Source organism: Chloracidobacterium sp., assembly GCA_016715795.1.
Lineage (GTDB): Bacteria > Acidobacteriota > Blastocatellia > Pyrinomonadales > Pyrinomonadaceae > OLB17.
In genome coordinates, this window is record JADJXP010000002.1 from 1,270,484 (window position 1) to 1,288,436 (window position 17,953).

The 17,953-nt window shown below is 55.4% G+C and carries 16 protein-coding genes; 6 read left to right on the forward strand and 10 right to left on the reverse strand.

The window, feature by feature from the left end; all coding sequences use genetic code 11:
* Positions 1–33 precede the first annotated feature (33 nt).
* Complete coding sequence (locus tag IPM59_10765; protein ID MBK9216061.1) at positions 34–1,398, reverse strand: MFS transporter; 1,365 nt, start codon at positions 1,396–1,398, stop codon at positions 34–36.
* 116 nt (positions 1,399–1,514) lie between these two features.
* Here IPM59_10765 and IPM59_10770 point away from each other — a divergent pair, with 116 nt between their 5' ends.
* From IPM59_10770 to IPM59_10780, 3 genes are read left to right on the forward strand one after another with little or no spacing between them, the layout of a single operon-like run.
* Complete coding sequence (locus IPM59_10770; GenBank protein ID MBK9216062.1) at positions 1,515–2,516, forward strand: NDP-sugar synthase; 1,002 nt, start codon at positions 1,515–1,517, stop codon at positions 2,514–2,516.
* Between the two features lie 19 nt (positions 2,517–2,535).
* Entirely contained in the window at positions 2,536–3,888 is a 1,353-nt protein-coding gene (locus IPM59_10775; GenBank protein MBK9216063.1) for a hypothetical protein, read from the forward strand.
* 36 nt (positions 3,889–3,924) lie between these two features.
* Positions 3,925–4,926, forward strand: a complete 1,002-nt coding sequence (locus tag IPM59_10780; protein ID MBK9216064.1) for a phosphotransferase — start codon at positions 3,925–3,927, stop codon at positions 4,924–4,926.
* On the opposite strand, the gene IPM59_10785 is transcribed toward IPM59_10780, so the two are convergent.
* Both IPM59_10785 and IPM59_10790 read right to left on the reverse strand, forming a co-directional pair.
* Positions 4,927–5,358, reverse strand: a complete 432-nt coding sequence (locus IPM59_10785; protein ID MBK9216065.1) for a hypothetical protein — start codon at positions 5,356–5,358, stop codon at positions 4,927–4,929. It abuts the gene before it with no gap.
* Between the two features lie 15 nt (positions 5,359–5,373).
* Positions 5,374–7,206: an ABC transporter ATP-binding protein gene (locus tag IPM59_10790; GenBank protein ID MBK9216066.1), complete on the reverse strand. Its 1,833-nt coding sequence runs from the start codon at positions 7,204–7,206 to the stop codon at positions 5,374–5,376.
* A 51-nt stretch (positions 7,207–7,257) separates the two neighbouring features.
* Here IPM59_10790 and asnS point away from each other — a divergent pair, with 51 nt between their 5' ends.
* Both asnS and IPM59_10800 read left to right on the forward strand, forming a co-directional pair.
* Positions 7,258–8,568 carry an asparagine--tRNA ligase gene (asnS, locus tag IPM59_10795; GenBank protein MBK9216067.1) on the forward strand — a complete coding sequence of 437 codons (1,311 nt, stop codon included), beginning with the start codon at positions 7,258–7,260 and terminating at the stop codon, positions 8,566–8,568.
* Between the two features lie 8 nt (positions 8,569–8,576).
* Positions 8,577–9,041: an OsmC family protein gene (locus tag IPM59_10800; GenBank protein MBK9216068.1), complete on the forward strand. Its 465-nt coding sequence runs from the start codon at positions 8,577–8,579 to the stop codon at positions 9,039–9,041.
* Between the two features lie 63 nt (positions 9,042–9,104).
* Here IPM59_10800 and IPM59_10805 read toward each other — a convergent pair whose 3' ends face one another.
* Positions 9,105–9,851: a hypothetical protein gene (locus tag IPM59_10805; protein MBK9216069.1), complete on the reverse strand. Its 747-nt coding sequence runs from the start codon at positions 9,849–9,851 to the stop codon at positions 9,105–9,107.
* A gap of 96 nt (positions 9,852–9,947) precedes the next feature.
* Here IPM59_10805 and IPM59_10810 point away from each other — a divergent pair, with 96 nt between their 5' ends.
* The gene (locus IPM59_10810) at positions 9,948–11,201 is read left to right on the forward strand and encodes an alkaline phosphatase family protein (protein MBK9216070.1); all 1,254 of its coding nucleotides are present in this window, start codon (positions 9,948–9,950) and stop codon (positions 11,199–11,201) included.
* Between the two features lie 89 nt (positions 11,202–11,290).
* Here the strand turns inward: IPM59_10810 and IPM59_10815 are convergent, their stop codons facing one another.
* From IPM59_10815 to IPM59_10840, 6 genes are all read right to left on the reverse strand, one after another.
* On the reverse strand, positions 11,291–12,190 hold the full coding sequence (locus IPM59_10815; protein ID MBK9216071.1) for a metallophosphoesterase: 900 nt from the start codon (positions 12,188–12,190) through the stop codon (positions 11,291–11,293).
* A gap of 1 nt (position 12,191) precedes the next feature.
* Positions 12,192–13,946 carry a UbiD family decarboxylase gene (locus tag IPM59_10820; protein MBK9216072.1) on the reverse strand — a complete coding sequence of 585 codons (1,755 nt, stop codon included), beginning with the start codon at positions 13,944–13,946 and terminating at the stop codon, positions 12,192–12,194.
* Between the two features lie 45 nt (positions 13,947–13,991).
* On the reverse strand, positions 13,992–14,843 hold the full coding sequence (locus IPM59_10825; GenBank protein MBK9216073.1) for a 3-hydroxybutyryl-CoA dehydrogenase: 852 nt from the start codon (positions 14,841–14,843) through the stop codon (positions 13,992–13,994).
* Between the two features lie 103 nt (positions 14,844–14,946).
* On the reverse strand, positions 14,947–15,381 hold the full coding sequence (locus IPM59_10830; GenBank protein ID MBK9216074.1) for a hypothetical protein: 435 nt from the start codon (positions 15,379–15,381) through the stop codon (positions 14,947–14,949).
* Positions 15,382–15,435: 54 nt separating this feature from the next.
* The gene (locus IPM59_10835) at positions 15,436–16,629 is read right to left on the reverse strand and encodes an acetyl-CoA C-acetyltransferase (GenBank protein MBK9216075.1); all 1,194 of its coding nucleotides are present in this window, start codon (positions 16,627–16,629) and stop codon (positions 15,436–15,438) included.
* Positions 16,630–16,670: 41 nt separating this feature from the next.
* The gene (locus IPM59_10840; protein ID MBK9216076.1) at positions 16,671–17,945 is read right to left on the reverse strand and encodes a 4-hydroxybutyrate CoA-transferase; all 1,275 of its coding nucleotides are present in this window, start codon (positions 17,943–17,945) and stop codon (positions 16,671–16,673) included.
* Positions 17,946–17,953: the final 8 nt, after the last annotated feature.

The following is a 17,953-nucleotide window of genomic DNA, read 5'->3' on the forward strand; positions in this document are numbered from 1 at the left end:
CGTCACCGCGTTATCATGCCAACTCAGCCATCTCTAGCTCTTCACTCCGCCAGCCTCTTCCGGAGTAAGGTTTCCGGCGGCATGGATGGCTCGCGTCGTATCGGTAAAGAGCAGAATCACGGTCCCGATAACGAAGAACACCATCAATCCGAGAATGGCATACCTGAAAGACCCTGTAGATGCGACAATGATAGCAAACATGAGCTGGCCCATCCACGATGTGCCTTTTTCAGATATCTCGTAAAGGCCGAAGAAGGACGATTCCTTTCCCGGCGGGACCATTTGCGAAAAGAGCGACCGCGACATCGCCTGAGCTGCGCCCAAAACCATGCCGATACATGCGCCCATAACGTACGCCTGCGTCTTCGTCGCAAAGAACCCATAGGCATAGATGACGATTCCGCACCAGATCGCAAGCGACAAGATGATCGTTCGTTTTGCACCAAGATATCGGGCGATCCGTTCAAAGATGATTGCCCCGGCAAATGCGGAGATCTGGGCGACGATAAATATCTGGATCAAAAAGGGCTTATCGAGGTCGCCAGCCCTCTGGTCGGGAGCGAAAAGCTCATTGGAAATAAAGACCGAAGACTGCAGAATGACCGTCTGTATACCGTCGTTGTAAAAGAGATACGCGATCAGGAACAGCATCGTATAGCGGAGGCCGCGAAGTTCCCGCAGCGTTGCCCGGAGCTCTGAGAAGCCTATTGTCACGACGTTCTGTCCCTGCGGAATAGCCTTTGAGACCCCGCGCGACTTAAGCATAGCGAAAGATATGGCGGCGAAGATCCCCCACCAGAGGGCGGCACCAAAAAAGCAAAGCCGCACGGCGAGGCCGGTCGAAATACCCAGCGACTCGGCATTGCTGAGCAGGACGGCACTAAGAATGAGCACGAGAAAGCCGCTCAGGTAGCCAAGTCCGTATCCGTAACTTGAGACCTTGTCCCGATTATTCTCGGTCGTAATATCGATAAGGAAGGCGTTGTAGAATACGTTTGCAGCGGCAAAGGTCATCGTGCCAACGATAAAGAGGACGCTGCAGGCGATGTACGATTCCGTAACAAAGAACAATCCCGCCGCGGACAACACACCGATGTAGGAGAAAACGGCCATGAGCAGCTTTTTCAGGTTCGTGTAGTCGGCAATTGCCCCCAAGATCGGGAGGAAGAGGACCATGGAGACAACCGAGAGCGCCGTACAAAAGGCCGGCAGGCCCTTCGGTGTCACGCGAAAAAGGAAGAGATCAAGGATGGTGCCATCTTCACCAACCGCCGTTGCCGCGAGGTTCAAGAGATATGGCCCGATCAGAACTCCGATGACAACGGTGAAAAATGCGGAATTGGCCCAGTCATAGAGCATCCATCCGAAGATCTCTTTGCGGTCGTTCTTTCCGGTCATGTATGCTCTTGCAGCGGAATTACTTGTTCACAATAAAGCAGATAGAGAGAATTGTCTAACGCGATATCATTCCATATCATCTAGCATTGGGCACCGCCGCCCTGTTGAATCTAATTATGAAGGCAATGATCCTCGCGGCCGGGTTCGGCACGCGGCTGTTTCCATTGACTATCGACCGGACCAAACCGGCGATACCGTTTCTCGGAAAGCCGCTGGTAGGCTATGTCGCCGAGTACATTGCTCGCTTTGGTGTTAAGGATTTTGTTGTCAATCTGCATCATCAGCCGCAATCGGTGATAGATGCTCTCGGAGACGGGAGCGAATTTGGTGTTCATATCGATTACGCGATCGAACAGCCTGACATTTTAGGCACCGGCGGAGCCCTCCAAAATGCGCGAGAACTGCTTGAAAACGGCACCTTTCTCATCGTCAACGGCAAGATAATCACGAATATCGACATCGCGGCGGCCATCCAAACTCACAAGAGTTCCGGTGCCGTTGCAACAATGGTGCTCAAGGCGAACCACAAACGTGAACGGTTTACTATCGTCGAGACCGAAGACGGCCAGATCAAGCGGTTTGGGCCGCATGCGACGCCTGTGAGCGAGGCCGAGCTGCGAGATGTAGAGCATCCGATCTCGACGCCGCTCATGTTCACGGGTATTCATATCGCGGAACCAGCGATATTCGACCTCATCCCGGCCGGCGTCCCATCGGATACGGTCACGGACGTCTATATTCCATATATTCGCCAAGGTGGTAAGATCGCGGCACATGTTTCGGATGGTGACTGGTACGAACTCTCGACGATTCCGCGCTACCTGGATATCTCGCTCGCGATGATGCTCGGTGGTGATGTCCATTTTGGCAGAAATTGTCGTTTGACGGGAGCAGCCAGCCTTAAGGATTCGGTCATCTGGGATGATGTGACGATCGGCAACGGCGCATCGCTCTACCGCACAATTGTTGCCGACGGCGTAACGATCGCTCCGGGCGAACACTTTGAGAATGTCGCCATCGTTAAGGCTGACATGCTCAGGAGTTGTAGAGAGATACCACAAAAGGCGATGAAAGGGTATATTCAGGGGGACAACTACATTGTGCCCTTATTCGACTAGATTTAGGTTGAGAGCCTGCATGCTCATCAAGTTCAGGTCAACAACTCTCCTTTGCTTAGCTCTACTAGCCGCGGCTACCGCTGGGTGCGCTTTCTTCGATGCCTGGCAGAAATTCCGTGACGCAGAGGGCGAAAAACTAAGGAAAGCCGAGGTCGCAAGTCGCCCGGCGTCATTTGAGATAGCTCGTTTGAACGGGGACGGAACACTTGACGAGACCTTTGGTTCCGGGGGAAAACTTGTCGTTGACCCCGTCGTGCCTCCTCAGCAGAAGAATATGTTTCTTCATCGTGCACTCCTGTCGTTTGATAACAAGATTACAGTCCAATATGGAAATGACATTTATCGTTACGATCTCACGGGTGCTCTCGAAAGCCGGACCACACCCGAAAGCGGTGCTGGCGGAAGCACCGTCTTTCTCTCGAGTATTCAAGCTGACAACTCGTATCTCTTTACAGCCGAGGAGACGAAATATCTTGCGTCCGAAGATCCCGATATGGCCGATGCGCGATATGACTATCTCTCTATTGTCCGAACCACCGCTGATGGAAAGAGAGACCCGGCGTTTGGAACTGGCGGCAGGATAGTAACGGAACTAAGGTCTCAATTCTCGCAACCGATCGGAATCGTCCTTTTGTCGGACGGTAAGATCATGGTCGCGGGAAATGGCTATGGCGAACCGTTACAGGTTCTCCGGTTCGGGCGAGACGGTAAGCCGGACTCGGACTTCGGGAGGCATGGCAAGGTGTCTCAACCGAATGCACCGGCTTTTCACCACCCGGCTAGCCAGATTCTTCTCCAGAGGGACGGGAAATTCATAGTGGTTGGGGCCTTCGATACCCTGACCCTCTTTCGGCATAATTCAGACGGAACACCGGACAGGTCATTTGCCGCGGATGGTGTTCTGGTGACTGATATCCAGCGAAATGGTTCGAACCATGCCGCGGCCTTTGACTCAAGGGGAAATCTCCTTGTCGGCGGCTGGGCCAATGGCGATTATGTATTTAGGCGTTATACGAAGACCGGTTTGCCCGACGTTAAGTTCAATATCGGACAGAGTGTGGTCATCGAACATGCAGCGCTGGACGATCTGTCTCCGGAACGGCAAAGGACGGCGTCTATTTGGCTGGATCTTCTACTCCAGCCGGACGGAAAGATCCTGGTCGCGATCACGCGGCCATGTGTCCGGGAGTGTTCGCATCCTAACAAGCTCGACGACGGCTGGGCCATCTTTCGCTACGACGAGAACGGAGTTCCCGACAGGAGTTTTGGAGGTCATGGAAACGTGTCGGGCCGTGGCCATCTAAAAGAACTTTTCTTATCCAGCGACGGCAAGCTGTTTCTCGCGGGAGCTCTTGTTGATATCAATAGATAATGACCGCGAGGAGGAAGCCTTCGCATACACCCGTAAATGGTAACTTCGGCCAACGATAGGCTCCGGGCCTATCTCCAACGTAAAGGGAAAGAATTTGATGTTGCCCCTCTAACAGCAGATGCATCAACGCGTGAGTATTTTCGCATTGATTGGGGTGAAGCTACCGCCATAGCGTGTGTCTACCCCGAGCCGGCCGACCAGGCCGGGCAAACCTACCTTGACGTAAGCCGCCTCTTTCTCAGCGTTCACTTGCCAGTGGCGGAGATACTCGACTTCGACAGCGATCTTGGCGTTGTCGTCCAGGAAGACCTCGGTGACACGAACTTACGCGACTGTTTGCTGAGCCTTGAACCGGCTGAGCAAGAGCGGCTGTTGAATGAGGCAATGTCCCTGATAGTAATGATACAGGCGGCAACGCCGACGGCCTTTGATACGGGTTCAGTAGCCTCGCGGCTGCGTTTTGACAAGGAGAAGCTTGGGTGGGAATTGGACTACTTCAAGGAGCACTACTTTGCGACGTATTTGAAACGACCCCTTTCACCGACAGAGGATGCTCGACTTTCGGCTGAGTTTGACGAGCTTGCGGACGAGGTCGCGACATTCGCGTCCGTTTTGTGTCATCGCGATTACCACGCCGCAAATCTGATGATAGACCGAGCCGGCAAGATGCGGATAATTGACCATCAGGACGCACGGATTGGCTCAACGTCTTATGACCTTGACTCCCTGCTGCTCGACCGCATCACCGAACTGCCTTCGCGTGAGTGGCTTGCCGAGAAACGCAAGTTCTTCCTCGATCTGAGAGTAAAACTTGGGCTTCCTCGTATAGATGAGGAAGAGTTCGCTTACGAATTCCGCTTGCAGACGATCCAGCGATGCCTGAAAGCCGCCGGGACGTTCGCGTATCAGTCAGTGATGCGCGGCAAGACCTATTTCGTGCCGTTCATCAAGCCGATGCTTCGAATGGCGTGCCGTTCGAGCGAAAGCCTTGGACGTTTCCCGGAAATACGGCGTATATTCGTCCCGCACTGTGAATGATCACACCCGCAGATAGTCCGGACGCCAGTTCCCGATCGCCCTCTTGATGTCCTTGTTCGTCGCGAATTCGTCATTGAGCGTCCGCTCGATAAGGTTCGCCAGTTCCTCATCCGGAGCAAACCTGAGAGCGATCACCTGGCCCGTGCGCAGGGCTGACGCTCTGTTGGCCAGCTCCGGGTTGAGGACCGAGTTGTAACGCAAACGTTCTTCGAGCCTGATAACACGATCCTGGGCTCTAAGGGCCTGCAGCCGGGCGGCGAGTGACAGCAGGGCAACCGCAATGATCAACAATAGATGCGCGAGATGGTCCAGGGCCGGTGCCCGGGAGATCTGCACTACCTCGAAACCAATAAGGGCCAACAACAGAGGAAAGAGCACAAAATGAACGAGCGGATACCAACGCGTATGGTTAGAGAAACTTTGTTCGGCCACGGAAATCCTCCTGAATTAAAGTTTGGTTTGAGCAAGTGATTCGGCCTGTATGCCGGTAAAATCCTCGCCCGGATTTACGAAAAGATTCTGCTCAAAACGGTACTGCTTATCATAAAGCTGTTTGTACCGGCCGTCCATCGCGATCAATTGCTCATGCGTGCCTCGTTCGACTATCTCACCCGCCTCGACGACGAGTATTTGGTCTGCGCTGCGGATGGTTGACAGGCGATGGGCAATGACAAAGGTCGTTCTTCCCTTTCTGAGATTATTCAATCCTTCCTGGATCTGGGCCTCGGACTCACTGTCGAGACTGGACGTCGCCTCATCGAGGATAAGGATTCGCGGGTCTGCGAGCAGAGCTCGAGCGATGGCGATGCGTTGACGCTGCCCGCCGGACAGTTTAACGCCCCGCTCGCCGACGATAGTGTCGTAGCCGTTTGGGAATTGCTCGATAAAATCGTGCGCATTCGCGACGCGGCACATTGCTTTGATCTCATCAAGGTCGGCCTCGGGGTTTGCAAAACGTATGTTGTCCAGGATCGTGCCGTCAAAGAGGAAGTTGTCCTGAAGAACGACACCTAGGTGCTTGCGATAGTCACGCAGCCGCACGGCCTGAAGGCTCCTCCCGTCTACGGCAATGCTGCCGTTTGTCGGCTGGATAAAGTTCAGCACGAGGCTGAGGATCGTCGATTTGCCCGAACCGCTCGATCCGACGAGCGCAGTCGTTGTGCCGGCCTCGGCGTGGAACGAAACGCCTTTTAGCACCGGGACGCCAGGATCATATTCGAAATGGACATTCTCGAAATCGACAGTTCCCTTTACATCGCCCAATGGTTCGCGTCCCGCGTCTTCGTCCGTCTCCGTTGCCATCGACATCACGTCGCGAATGCGGTCGAGGCCCGCAAGAGCCTCGGTTATCTGGGTGCCGATAGACGTAAGCTCGATCACCGGCATCGCGAGAAGAAAGGTGAACGAGATGTACATCAGGAAATCGCCGAGTGTCATCGTCTTTGCCTGGATCGCGTTTCCGCCGATGACGATCATCACCACGGCGACGGCGCCAACAATTACCGCGGCGAATGAGTTGATCGCGGAGACGCCCGTGACGGTTTTGGCGACGTTGCGAAACAGTTTATGAGCGCCGCGGGCAAATGACAATTCTTCTCGTTTCTCGGCCGTGTATGCCTTAACGATACGAATTCCGCCGAGCGATTCACCAAGGCGGCCGGTAACCTCGGCGTTGATGACGTTCCGCTCGCGAAATATCGGCCGCAGTCGCGTAAAGGCAAGCAACAATGCGACGCCGAACGCGATCAGCACTACCATCGTCGCCGCCGTGAGTTGCCAGTTGATCCAAAACAGCACGCCAATCGAGACGACGGCCGTAACGCTGCTGCCAAGTATCTGCCCGAGGCCGGTGCCAACGAGATTGCGAATGCCCTCGGCGTCGCTCATTATCCGCGAGATAAGCTGGCCGGTCTGGGTCGAGTCGAAGTATGAGATCGGCAGACGCTCGACGTGCGCCTGAATGCGCTTTCGCATCTCGGTGATCGCCCGCTGTGCCGCTACGCCGAGTATCTGAGAGAGAGCAAATCCCGTCGAGCCCTGAACCAGCGTCGCCCCGCCGATGGCCAGGGCTATCCACGTCAGCATGGAATAATCGCCTTTCGTGAGCACTTCGTCGCCGACGTACTTCATCGACGCCGGCAGGACCATGCTCGCTAGTCGTGAAATAAGCAGCAGGGCACTTCCGATAGCCAGTCGCCAGCGGGCGTTCCAGATGATCCGCCGTGCCTCGGCCCAGGCGCTTGAATAATCGACCTTCTTTTTCTTTTCCGCGTCGGCCATTCCCTACAGTCTAAGTCAAGCTGGCTGCCTTGTGCTAAACTCAAAGTTTTTATGGCGCAGACATATATCAATCAGTTGAAGGAGCAGATCGGCAATTCCGTGACGCTCAAGGGCTGGCTTTATAACAAGCGTTCGAGCGGGAAGCTCGTGTTTCTACAGCTCCGCGACGGCACCGGCATCGTGCAGTGCGTTGTTTTTAAGCCGAACGACGAGGCTTTGTTTGAACTTGCTGATTCGCTAGGGCAGGAATCATCGATCATCCTCACCGGCACGGTCAAGGAAGATACGCGCTCGACGCTCGGCGTCGAACTGGACGTAACGGGCCTGGAGGTCTTGCAAAACGTTCACGATTACCCGATCACGCCGAAAGATCACGGCACCGAGTTCCTGATGGACCATCGGCATTTGTGGATCAGGTCAAAGAAGCAGCACGCCGTGCTCAAAGTCCGGCATACTGTCATCAAGGCCGTTCGTGATTATTTTGACAACAACGGCTTTACGCTCGCCGATACCCCGATATTCACGCCAGCGGCGTGCGAGGGGACGACGACGTTGTTTGAGGTTGATTATTTTGGTGATGACAAGGCGTACCTTACGCAGAGCGGACAGCTGTATAACGAGGCGACAGCGGCGGCATTTGGAAAGAGCTATGCTTTCGGGCCTACGTTTCGAGCCGAGAAATCAAAGACTCGCCGCCACCTGACCGAATTCTGGATGGTCGAGCCTGAAGTTGCCTACGCAGGATACGAAGACATGATGGACCTGGCTGAAGGGCTGATATTGTTCATTCGCGACCGTGTTCTTGCCGATAGACAAGAGGATCTGAAGACGCTCGAACGCGACGTTTCCGTGCTCGAAGGCATCACGGCCGGATTCCCGCGCTGCCATTATGACGACGCCGTCAGGATCCTGCAGGAAGGCCATGCGAAGGGCGAACTCGAGAACAATTTCGAATGGGGCGGCGATTTCGGCGCTCCTGATGAGACGTATCTATCCAAACATTTCGGCCATCCGGTTTTCGTGCACCATTTCCCTGCCGCGATCAAGGGCTTCTATTTTGAGGTCGATAAAGATGACCCGAAATACGCTCTGGGAATCGATCTTCTCGCCCCCGAAGGCTATGGCGAGATCATCGGCGGCGGCGAACGCGCCGCGGACCTCGACTACCTCATCGAGCAGCTAAAACACCACGGCCTCGACCAGGAGACCTTCGAATGGTACCTAGATCTTCGCCGCTACGGCAGCGTCCCCCACGCCGGCTTCGGCATGGGCATCGAACGCACCGTAGCATGGATGTGCGGCATCGAACACGTCCGAGAGACCATCCCGTTTCCCCGGATGCTATACCGTCTTAACCCGTAGATGAACTTATGTCAACGTACTCAGCAAAGGTCGTTTGGAAGTCCGATTCACCGGAGATATTTACAAAGAACCGTTACACGCGCGGGCACACGTGGGAGTTTGACGGCGGGGTGAGTGTTCCAGCGTCTAGTTCGCCGCAGGTTGTGCCACGATTCTCTGTCGAAGCGGCGGTCGATCCTGAGGAGGCGTTGGTTGCGTCGGCTTCGTCGTGTCATATGTTGACGTTCCTGTGGCTGGCGGCGAAGGCTGGATACAACATTGATAGCTATACCGATAAAGCCGTCGGCGAGATGATGGCTGGTGTGGATGGCAGGCAGTGGATGTCAAAGATCACCCTCGACCCACAGATCGGATGGTCGGGCGATAAGATGCCGACAGCGCAGGAGATTGCCGACCTGCATCACGAGGCCCATCAGCAGTGCTACATAGCAAACTCGATCAAATCGGAGATAACTATTATGGGTCAGGCGTAAGGAATTAGCCACAAATTGCACGCATCATAGAACCGCTTATTCGTGTAATTCGTGGCAAAATTTCTACTTCCTTTTCGCGACCTCGGTCCCGAACGTCTTTGACGCGGCGCTGCCCCATTTTCCGTCGAGCGTGCCGTCGTCCTTGATGTCATAGCCGACAAATGCGCATTTCCTACCGCCAAAGCCGACCGCTATCATATCGCCGCCGCGTATGCCGAATCCCTCAACGGCGTTGTCGGTATTCCACTTGAACGTATAGCCTTCGCCGGCCTTTGAGACCGTCAGGGTTCCGCTGTAGTCTTTGCCGTTCGGGTTGGTGCCCTTGATCGAATAGCTGCCCTCTAGCCCCGTACCGCCGGTGCGGCGGGCACTTTCGACCTCAGCCTCGTTGACGCCCCAGTAGCCGCTTTTGCCCTGCAGAGTGCCGTCCTCCTTGATCTGATACAGCACGACGCCGCAGCCTTTTCCGTCGGTCCCGTCGGTGTAGGAAACCGCGGCGTGGTTGCCATTCACGACGCCAACTCCGTCATACTCATTTCCACCGGAGTTCCATGAGAACTGGAATACCTCGCCATGCTTCGTAATGGTCAGATCGGCCTTGTACTCGCCCTTACCATCGGGATTTGTCCCGTCGGTCGCATAGCTGCCCGCAATATCCTTCTCAACGGGTTTTGGCGGATTGTCGGCGGATACATCAGTCGTCGGAGCAGTTCCGTTCGATGGACTGGAGATACTGCGGCACGACGGAGCAAAGAACACCATAACGCTGACTATTATCACGAGAGAACTGACCTGGAAAGCGGCCTTCATAATCTTAATTCTCCTTGCATGTAGATTTCGGTTTACGTCTGACTGGTAATTATAATGGTTAACAGCACTTTCACAATCTTTCATTGGAGAAATTTTATGAGATCGATCCGTAGATCAGCCGGTGTCGCCCTAATCGCTTTGATCGCCTCTGTGTTCTCAGTTCCGGTGGCGTCGCAGCAGCCGATCAAGGACCTGAAACCAACGGTCATACTTATCTCGCTTGACGGTTTTCGCTGGGACTATATCGACAAATATCAGCCGCCAACGCTCGCGGCCCTGGCACGAGACGGCGTCAAGGCGAAGTGGATGATCCCTTCCTTCCCGACCAAGACGTTTCCAAATCATTACACGATCGTTACGGGCCTCTATCCGGAGAATCACGGGATCGTAGAGAATAACGTTTACGATTTTGGCGAGGTCTTTACAATGTCAAAGCGCGAGGAGGTCCGTGATCCGCGCTGGTGGTGGGGCGAGCCGATATGGGTAACGGCCGAGAAGCAAGGCCAGCGCGCGTCGAGTTATTTCTGGCCCGGCAGCGAGGCAAAGATCGCTGATACGTACTCGACATTCTGGCGAACCTACAACGGCCGCGTCCCTAACCTGATGCGCATCGATGAGCTCCTGAAGTTCCTTGATGAGCCGAGCGAGAAGAGGCCGACGATCCTGACGACGTATTTTTCGACCACCGACGACGTCGGGCATGAGTTCGGGCCGGACTCGCCCGAGATCAAGTATGCAGTTCAGGAGGTTGACTGGTACCTCACTCGGCTGATGGACGGCCTGCGCGCTCGCAAGATCGACAAGAAGGTCAATGTTATTATCGTTTCCGACCACGGCATGGCGTCGGTCCAACCGCAGAACGCGACCTTCCTCGACGACTATTTCGATCTCGACTGGGCGGAGAAAGTGCTTTGGACGAGCGAGATCATCCAGATCTTTCCAAAGCCCGGCAAGCTCGACGAGATCTATGATCGCGTAAAGGATCGTGCTCACGTAACATGCTGGAAAAAGGAGAATGTTCCGGCGCGGCTCCACTACAACAAGGGCCGCCGAGTTGCTCCGATCGTATGTTCAAGCGATGAAGGCTGGATGACAACGAACCATAAGTGGTACGACGGTTGGTTCAAAGACCTGGATCATCCCGAGAACAGCCGCGGAGCTCACGGTTATGACAATCGATACCAGTCAATGATGGCGACGTTCGTCGCGCACGGCGGTGCCTTTAAGAAGGGCTACGTGGCCGAACCATTCGAAAATATTGAGGTTTACAATCTGATGTGCAAGATACTGAAGCTAAAGCCTGCCAAGAACGACGGCGATCTTGACCGCGTGAAAAAGATGCTGAGGTGAGATCAACCACATAGGTACATAGGACACATTGGCCGAAGCGGAAGTTCAGGACTATGTGTGCTTTGTGGCTATGTGGCTCCATCCGAAGCCTAACCAACTCGCAACGTCAGCACTACGATCTCGGGCGGGACGAGAAACCGGAAGGGCAGGATGCTCGTTCCGATCCCGCTGGTGACGTACATATCAACATTATTCTCGCGTATGTGGCCACGCAGATACTTTTGTCCGTAGTTTGACGGCACGATCGGAGCGCCGATAAGGGGAAAGCGAACCTGGCCGCCGTGCGTGTGAGCGGCCAGCATGAGGCGCAGGTCCGGCGAGATCGAGAGCATCCCCGAAATCACACCGAGCATGTCCGGACTGTGCTGGAGCACGATCATATCGCCGTCGCCCGATGCCTCAACTATCCGTTTTGCGTTCGCCGAGGTAACTGTCCACGGATCAGGCAGACTGAGGTGATCCTTCATCCCAAAGATGCGGAGAGGCCGGCCGTTTCGTTCGATCGTCGCGATTTCGTGGTCGAGCACGCGATAGCCAATTCCTTTCAGAGCATCACCGATATTTGGCGTCATCCGCCACCGGTCGTGATTGCCCATCACGGCGAACACGCCATAAGTCGCCCGGATGCCTTTCAAATTCTCTGCAATGACCGCGATGGGCATTCGCAGCATTCGATTTCCGTCTGCGTCTCGCGCCGTCGCCTCCGAAACATAATCGCCCAGCATCACGACCAGCTCGGGCGAGTGTTCATTTGTGAGTTCGACAATGCGGCGAAGCTTGGCCTCGTCGATGCTGTTCGATCCGGCGTGAATGTCGCCGATCATGACGATCCTCAGGCCGTCAAATGCAGGCTCGAGACGGTTGACCGTGATCGTATCCTCAACCACAACGAGCCGGTCGGGTTCGATAAAATATCCGTAGGCTATACACAGGAACGCGACGGCCGCCAGAGCCGCTGGGAGCCATAAATATAGTCGGGACAGCGTCATCTTAGCTGAAGTATTCACTCCAGCGGCGATCAACGAGATCAACAATGTCCTCGCGCGGCTCGACCTCGCCGGGATACCAGGGCTTCATGCGGGCGTCGATGACGATGGGCGCGGTGTAGCCGATGTGGTTGTTCCTTGTATCGATCTCACGGGCGAAAATGTCGCTGGCCGGATCAAATCTTGTCCATGTCGCCCAGAGGAATTTCTCGGTTGAGCGAGCAAATTCGACCCTATCGTGAATTACGATAACCTGCCAATCGCTGAACGCATCATCTTTGGCAACGCGCTGGGCGAGATCCTTATCTTCCCCGTATTCTGCACCTTCGACGACGAGACAACCGCGGCAGAAGGGCTCGACTTCGCGAATGCCGCGGGGCAGCTCGCCGCCAAATTCCGTAATGAGTTCCCTTTTGGCGTCGCCTACGCCCATCACGATCGCCTTTGAGCCAAAGTTGATCTTGCCGCTGGCATAGTCCAGCGTATCGAACGCAGTCTGGCTGAAGATATGCAGATCACGTTTCCAATCGGCGCGCTCGAGAATGTGCTCGAATAGTGGCTTGAAATCGCGAAGGTCTTGTGGCGTGTCGGTGAGCAGGAGGAACTTGGTCAATGCAAGCTGCCCTTCTCCGAGAATACGGAAGCCGGCCGATAACGCCTCGCGTCCGTATCTCTCCTGAACGACGGCAGCCGCCAGCGAATGAAAGCCCGTCTCACCATAGCTCCAGAGATCCCGAACCGCAGGCATCACCAACGGAAACAGCGGCGAGAGGAGCTCCTGTAGAAAATCGCCGATGTAAAAGTCTTCCTGACGCGGCTTGCCGACTACGGTGGCCGGATAGATCGCATCCTTGCGGTGAAAGACCGCGTCGGCATGAAAGACGGGATAATCGTGTGCGAGCGAATAGTACCCGTAATGATCGCCGAAAGGGCCTTCAGGCTTTCGTTCCAGTGGCGCTACATGCCCGCAGATTGCAAATTCGGCCTCGGCGAGCAAACGATGAGCACCCTCGCCGAGCGGATTCTTGGCCGTGCTGATCTTGCCGCCTGCAAGGAGTGAGGCGAGCATCAATTCGGGGATACCTTCGGGCAGGGGCGCGGCCGCCGCGAGCATCAGTGCCGGCGGCCCTCCGACAAATGCGGTGACGGGTAATGCCTTATTAAGGCGTTCTGCTTCGTAGTAATGAAATCCGCCGCCCTTTCCGATCTGCCAATGCATGCCGGTCGTCGTCTTGTCATATCGCTGCATTCGGTAGATGCCGAGATTGTGTTTGCCGGACGTCGGGCTTTCCGTATAGACAAGCGGAAGGGTGAGAAACGGCCCGCCGTCTTCGTGCCAGAGTTGCAGCAGCGGAAGTTTGGTGAGATCGGCCGCGGCCTGCCGCCGTTCGAGAACGGGGGCGTGTCGAACTGACCGCACACCAAGTTTCGCAGCCGAGCGTGCCAGATCGCGAAACTCCCAGAGTTTCCCGAGTTTTGGAGGCAAAAGCTGTCCAGCGGCCTCAACTATGCGCTTTACAAAGGCAAGCGGCTCAGGCCCAAAAGCAAGCTCCATACGGCGAGCGGTTCCGAACAGGTTCGTTATTACGGGAAATTCAGATCCGTTGACGTGTCGGAAAAAGAGGGCTTTGCCCCCTTTTTCGATCACGCGGCGGTGTATCTCGGCGATCTCGAGATATGGGTCAACTTCGGCGGCGACCTCTATGATCTCGCCTTCGCGTCGAAGGGCGTCGATGAATGTTCGAAGATTCCGATGCATAAGGCGGGCCGCAAGCGGGGACTCGATCTGTCACGCTACTGGCCGTTAGGCGTAATCGTAGAAGCCCTTTCCGTTCTTGCGGCCGAGCCAGCCGGCATCGACGTATTTCTTAAGCAGCGGACAGGGGCGATATTTTGGGTCGCCGAGCCCCTCGTGAAGGACGTTAAGTATTGCGAGACAGACGTCGAGGCCAATGAAATCAGCAAGTGTTAACGGGCCCATCGGATGATTCATGCCCAGCTTCATGATCTCGTCGATGGACTCCTTGGTCGCGACGCCCTCGTGCAAGGCAAAGACAGCCTCATTTATCATCGGCATCAGGACTCGATTCGAGACAAATCCCGGATAATCATTGCACTCAACGGGAACTTTGCCCAACTCTTCAGAAAGCGCTTTAACTATTGCATAAGTCTCATCACTAGTTGCAATTCCGCGAATAACCTCAACCAGCTTCATAAGCGGAACCGGATTGAAAAAGTGCATTCCGATTACTTTGTCAGGCCGCTTCGTGACGGCTGCGATCTTGGTTATTGAGATCGACGAGGTATTCGAGGAAAGAATCGCATCCGCTGAGCAGATAGAGTCGAGCTTTTCGAATATTTGCTTCTTGATATCGAAATTCTCGGTTGCCGCTTCAACGACGAGTGAGCACGGTGCAAGGTCGTTCAGGTCGGAGGTAGCCTTGATCCGTCCGAGCACCTGACTCTTCTGTTCCTCCGTCATCGTCTCTTTCTTTACGAACCTGTCGAGGCTCTTGGTAATGTTTGCAATGCCGCGCTCGACAAGATCCGCAGAAACGTCGCACATTACGACGTCAAATCCTGCTGCCGCTGCCGTTTGAGCGATGCCGTTACCCATTGTTCCGGCGCCGATGACGCCAATAGTTTTTCTCATAATAAGGTCAGAACCACCTGCGGTAGCAGGTGGCTTAAGATCGCCTTTCGATCAAGAGGCATTCAATCTGTTAAGTTCAACCACCCGCTACCGCAGGTGGTTCTGACTATTGCCAGCTATTCGGCGGCGGCGCCTGAAACATCTGCTGCGATTGGGGTCCGCCGAGATAGAAGCGTTTGCCTTCCTCGCCGAACAGAAACCACAGCCCGTAAACGCCCGCAGCGGTCCCGATCGGGAACGACAAACAGGACACAATGCTGCCGATAATGCCCCAGGTCCGCGCGTTGGCTCGCTCCTTAAAGAGCTTATAGCCTCCTAATATCTGCGAACCGGTAAAGAGAATGGTAAAAAACGCGAGGACCAGAACGACGCCGATAAAAGCGGCCCCGACGAATCTCTCTTCGCCTGCTCTACCGCCCGCGATCAAGGCGACGCCGAGGACGCCATAGATGAGCGTTACCAAGCCTATGACAAGGGCCTGCATTCCACCATGGGCCATGAGAAAAATACCTACGAGCTTGTTGTGTTCTTTTGCGGTCATATCGTTACCTCAGCCAGCCTATAAAACGAATTCCGTGATGCCAGGTTCCAGCGATCAATCGCGTTCGACCGCCATAGCAACAGAATTCCCCCCGCCGAGACAGAGTGCCGCGACGCCGCGTTTAACTCCGCGTCGTTTCATCTCGTAAAGCAACGTCGTCAGCACGCGTCCGCCCGAGTTGCCGATCGCATGCCCGAGAGCGACAGCGCCGCCGTTGACGTTTACCTTATCCATATCGAGGCCCAGTTCCTTCATCACGCCCAGAGCCTGGACGGAAAAAGCTTCGTTCAGTTCGAACAAGTCTACATCGGCCATCGACCAACCGGCCTTCGCCAGCACATTCTGAACGCCCTTTACAGGGGCCATCATGATCATTTTGGGTTCGATGCCCGACGATGCCCATGCGACAACGCGGCTGAGCGGTTCGATGCCTGAAGCCACTGCATTCTCAGCCGAGGTCACAACAAGCGCCGAGGCACCGTCATTAACGCCCGGTGCATTGCCCGCGGTCACGGTTCCACCGTCTTTCTTGAACGCTGGACGCAGCTTGCCGAGACTCTCGACCGTGGTATCTGCACGAACGGGCTCGTCATAGTCGAGCACGATCGGGTCACCTTTCTTCTGCGGTATCTGGACCGGAACGATCTCGTCATTAAAGCGACCCGCGGCCTGCGCTTCGGCGGCCTTTCGGTGCGAGTTGAACGCGAAATCATCCTGTTCTTCACGGCCGATCTGATATTTTTCAGCGACGACCTCGCCGGTGTTGCCCATGTGCCAGTTCTCAAAGGGGCACCAAAGCCCATCGTGGATCATCAGGTCAGTCACCGTCTGATTGCCCATCCGATAACCGTCACGCGCTCCGGGCATCGCATATGGGATGTTTGACATCGATTCCATTCCGCCCGCGACGACGTATTCCGCATCGCCAAGCTGAATGGCCTGCGACGCTAGAGCGACGGCACGCAAACCGGAACCGCATACCATGTTGATGGTCAGAGCCGACACCTCGGGCGGCAACCCAGCCTTTAACGCCGCCTGCCTCGCCGGAGCCTGCCCGATACCGGCCTGCACGACGCAGCCCATGATGACCTCATCGACCTCTTCGCCGGTGATTCCGGCGCGGCTGATAGCCTCTTTGATAGCGATGGCGCCGAGATCAGGTGCTGTAAAGCCCTTCAAAAGCCCCTGAAACTTCCCCGTCGGCGTCCTCGCCGCACTGATTATGACTGGTTGAGTATTGTTAGACATGATTATTATCGGGTTATCAAAACTTCAGTCTATCACGGGTTTTAATAATGCTTGAACCGATCAAAGGCCGCTTTGTCGAGAGCCTCACGATGGTCGGGATGTGCGATCTTGATAAGTTCGGATGCCCTCTGGCGTAGATTCAGGCCATAGAGGTTCGCAACACCAAATTCGGTGACGATGTAATGAACGTGAGCACGTGTCGAGACGACGCCGGCGCCCTCTTTTAGGAAAGGAACGATCTTGCTCTCGCCTTTCGTGGTCGATGATTGCAGGGCGATGATCGGCTTGCCGCCCTCGGACAGCGAAGCTCCGCGTATAAAATCCATCTGCCCGCCAACGCCGGAATACTGCCGCATTCCTATAGAATCGGCACACACCTGCCCCGTAAGATCGACCTCGATAGCGGAATTTACGGCGGTGACCTTCGGGTTGCGGCGGATCACGGCCGTGTCGTTGACATATGCGATGTCGAGCATCAGCACCTGCGGGTTGTCGTCGATAAAGTCGTATAGCCTCTGCGTCCCCATCACGAACCCGGACACCATGCGGCCGGGGTGTTTGGCCTTGCGGCGACCGTTAATGACACCTTTTTCGACCAGAGGAATAACGCCGTCAGAGAACATCTCGGTGTGAACGCCAAGGTCCTTGTGATCACCAAGCGAGGCGAGCACGGCGTTCGGGATAGAGCCTATGCCCATCTGCATCGTCGCACCGTCCTCGATGAGGTTGGCGATGTGCCGGCCTATCGACCGGTCGGCGTCGGTCAGTTCCGGCATGGGCACCTCGAACAGCGGTTCATCCACCTCAACCATCGCGTCAATGTCGTTTACATGGATCAATGCATCGCCCTGTGTTCGCGGCATCTGCGGATTGACCTGGGCGATCACATGTTTTGCTGCCTCAAATGCCGCCCGCGCCACGTCTATCGAAACACCGAGCGTGCAAAATCCGTGCTGGTCCGGTGGGGAAACATGCAATAAGGCGACGTCAAGCGGGAGAATGCCGCGGCGAAACAGGTTCGGCACCTCCGACAAAAATACCGGCACATAATCCGCATGGCCCTCCAGCAACGCCTTGCGTACATTGCCGCCGACAAAGAATGCATTGACGTGGAAGCTCTCCGCCATGTCGGCCGCCGCATACGGAGCTTCACCCTCAGTGTGCAGGTGAACGATCTCGACATTCCTCAATTCCGGTGCCCTCGCGGTCATCGCCCGGATCAGATGCTGTGGTGCGGCGGCGACACTGTGGATAAACACGCGATCGCCGGAGCTAATGCACCGAACGGCTACTTCTGGGGTGGTATATCTGCTCATTCGAAGGA

Bases quoted from the DNA above. Each gene is read 5' to 3' on its own strand.
- IPM59_10765 (MBK9216061.1), bottom strand. From the start codon at position 1,398: ATGACCGGAAAGAACGACCGCAAAGAGATCTTCGGATGGATGCTCTAT.
- IPM59_10770 (MBK9216062.1), top strand. From the start codon at position 1,515: ATGAAGGCAATGATCCTCGCGGCCGGGTTCGGCACGCGGCTGTTTCCA.
- IPM59_10775 (MBK9216063.1), top strand. From the start codon at position 2,536: ATGCTCATCAAGTTCAGGTCAACAACTCTCCTTTGCTTAGCTCTACTA.
- IPM59_10780 (MBK9216064.1), top strand. From the start codon at position 3,925: ATGGTAACTTCGGCCAACGATAGGCTCCGGGCCTATCTCCAACGTAAA.
- IPM59_10790 (MBK9216066.1), bottom strand. From the start codon at position 7,206: ATGGCCGACGCGGAAAAGAAAAAGAAGGTCGATTATTCAAGCGCCTGG.
- asnS (MBK9216067.1), top strand. From the start codon at position 7,258: ATGGCGCAGACATATATCAATCAGTTGAAGGAGCAGATCGGCAATTCC.
- IPM59_10800 (MBK9216068.1), top strand. From the start codon at position 8,577: ATGTCAACGTACTCAGCAAAGGTCGTTTGGAAGTCCGATTCACCGGAG.
- IPM59_10805 (MBK9216069.1), bottom strand. From the start codon at position 9,851: ATGAAGGCCGCTTTCCAGGTCAGTTCTCTCGTGATAATAGTCAGCGTT.
- IPM59_10810 (MBK9216070.1), top strand. From the start codon at position 9,948: ATGAGATCGATCCGTAGATCAGCCGGTGTCGCCCTAATCGCTTTGATC.
- IPM59_10815 (MBK9216071.1), bottom strand. From the start codon at position 12,190: ATGACGCTGTCCCGACTATATTTATGGCTCCCAGCGGCTCTGGCGGCC.
- IPM59_10820 (MBK9216072.1), bottom strand. From the start codon at position 13,946: ATGCATCGGAATCTTCGAACATTCATCGACGCCCTTCGACGCGAAGGC.
- IPM59_10830 (MBK9216074.1), bottom strand. From the start codon at position 15,381: ATGACCGCAAAAGAACACAACAAGCTCGTAGGTATTTTTCTCATGGCC.
- IPM59_10835 (MBK9216075.1), bottom strand. From the start codon at position 16,629: ATGTCTAACAATACTCAACCAGTCATAATCAGTGCGGCGAGGACGCCG.
- IPM59_10840 (MBK9216076.1), bottom strand. From the start codon at position 17,945: ATGAGCAGATATACCACCCCAGAAGTAGCCGTTCGGTGCATTAGCTCC.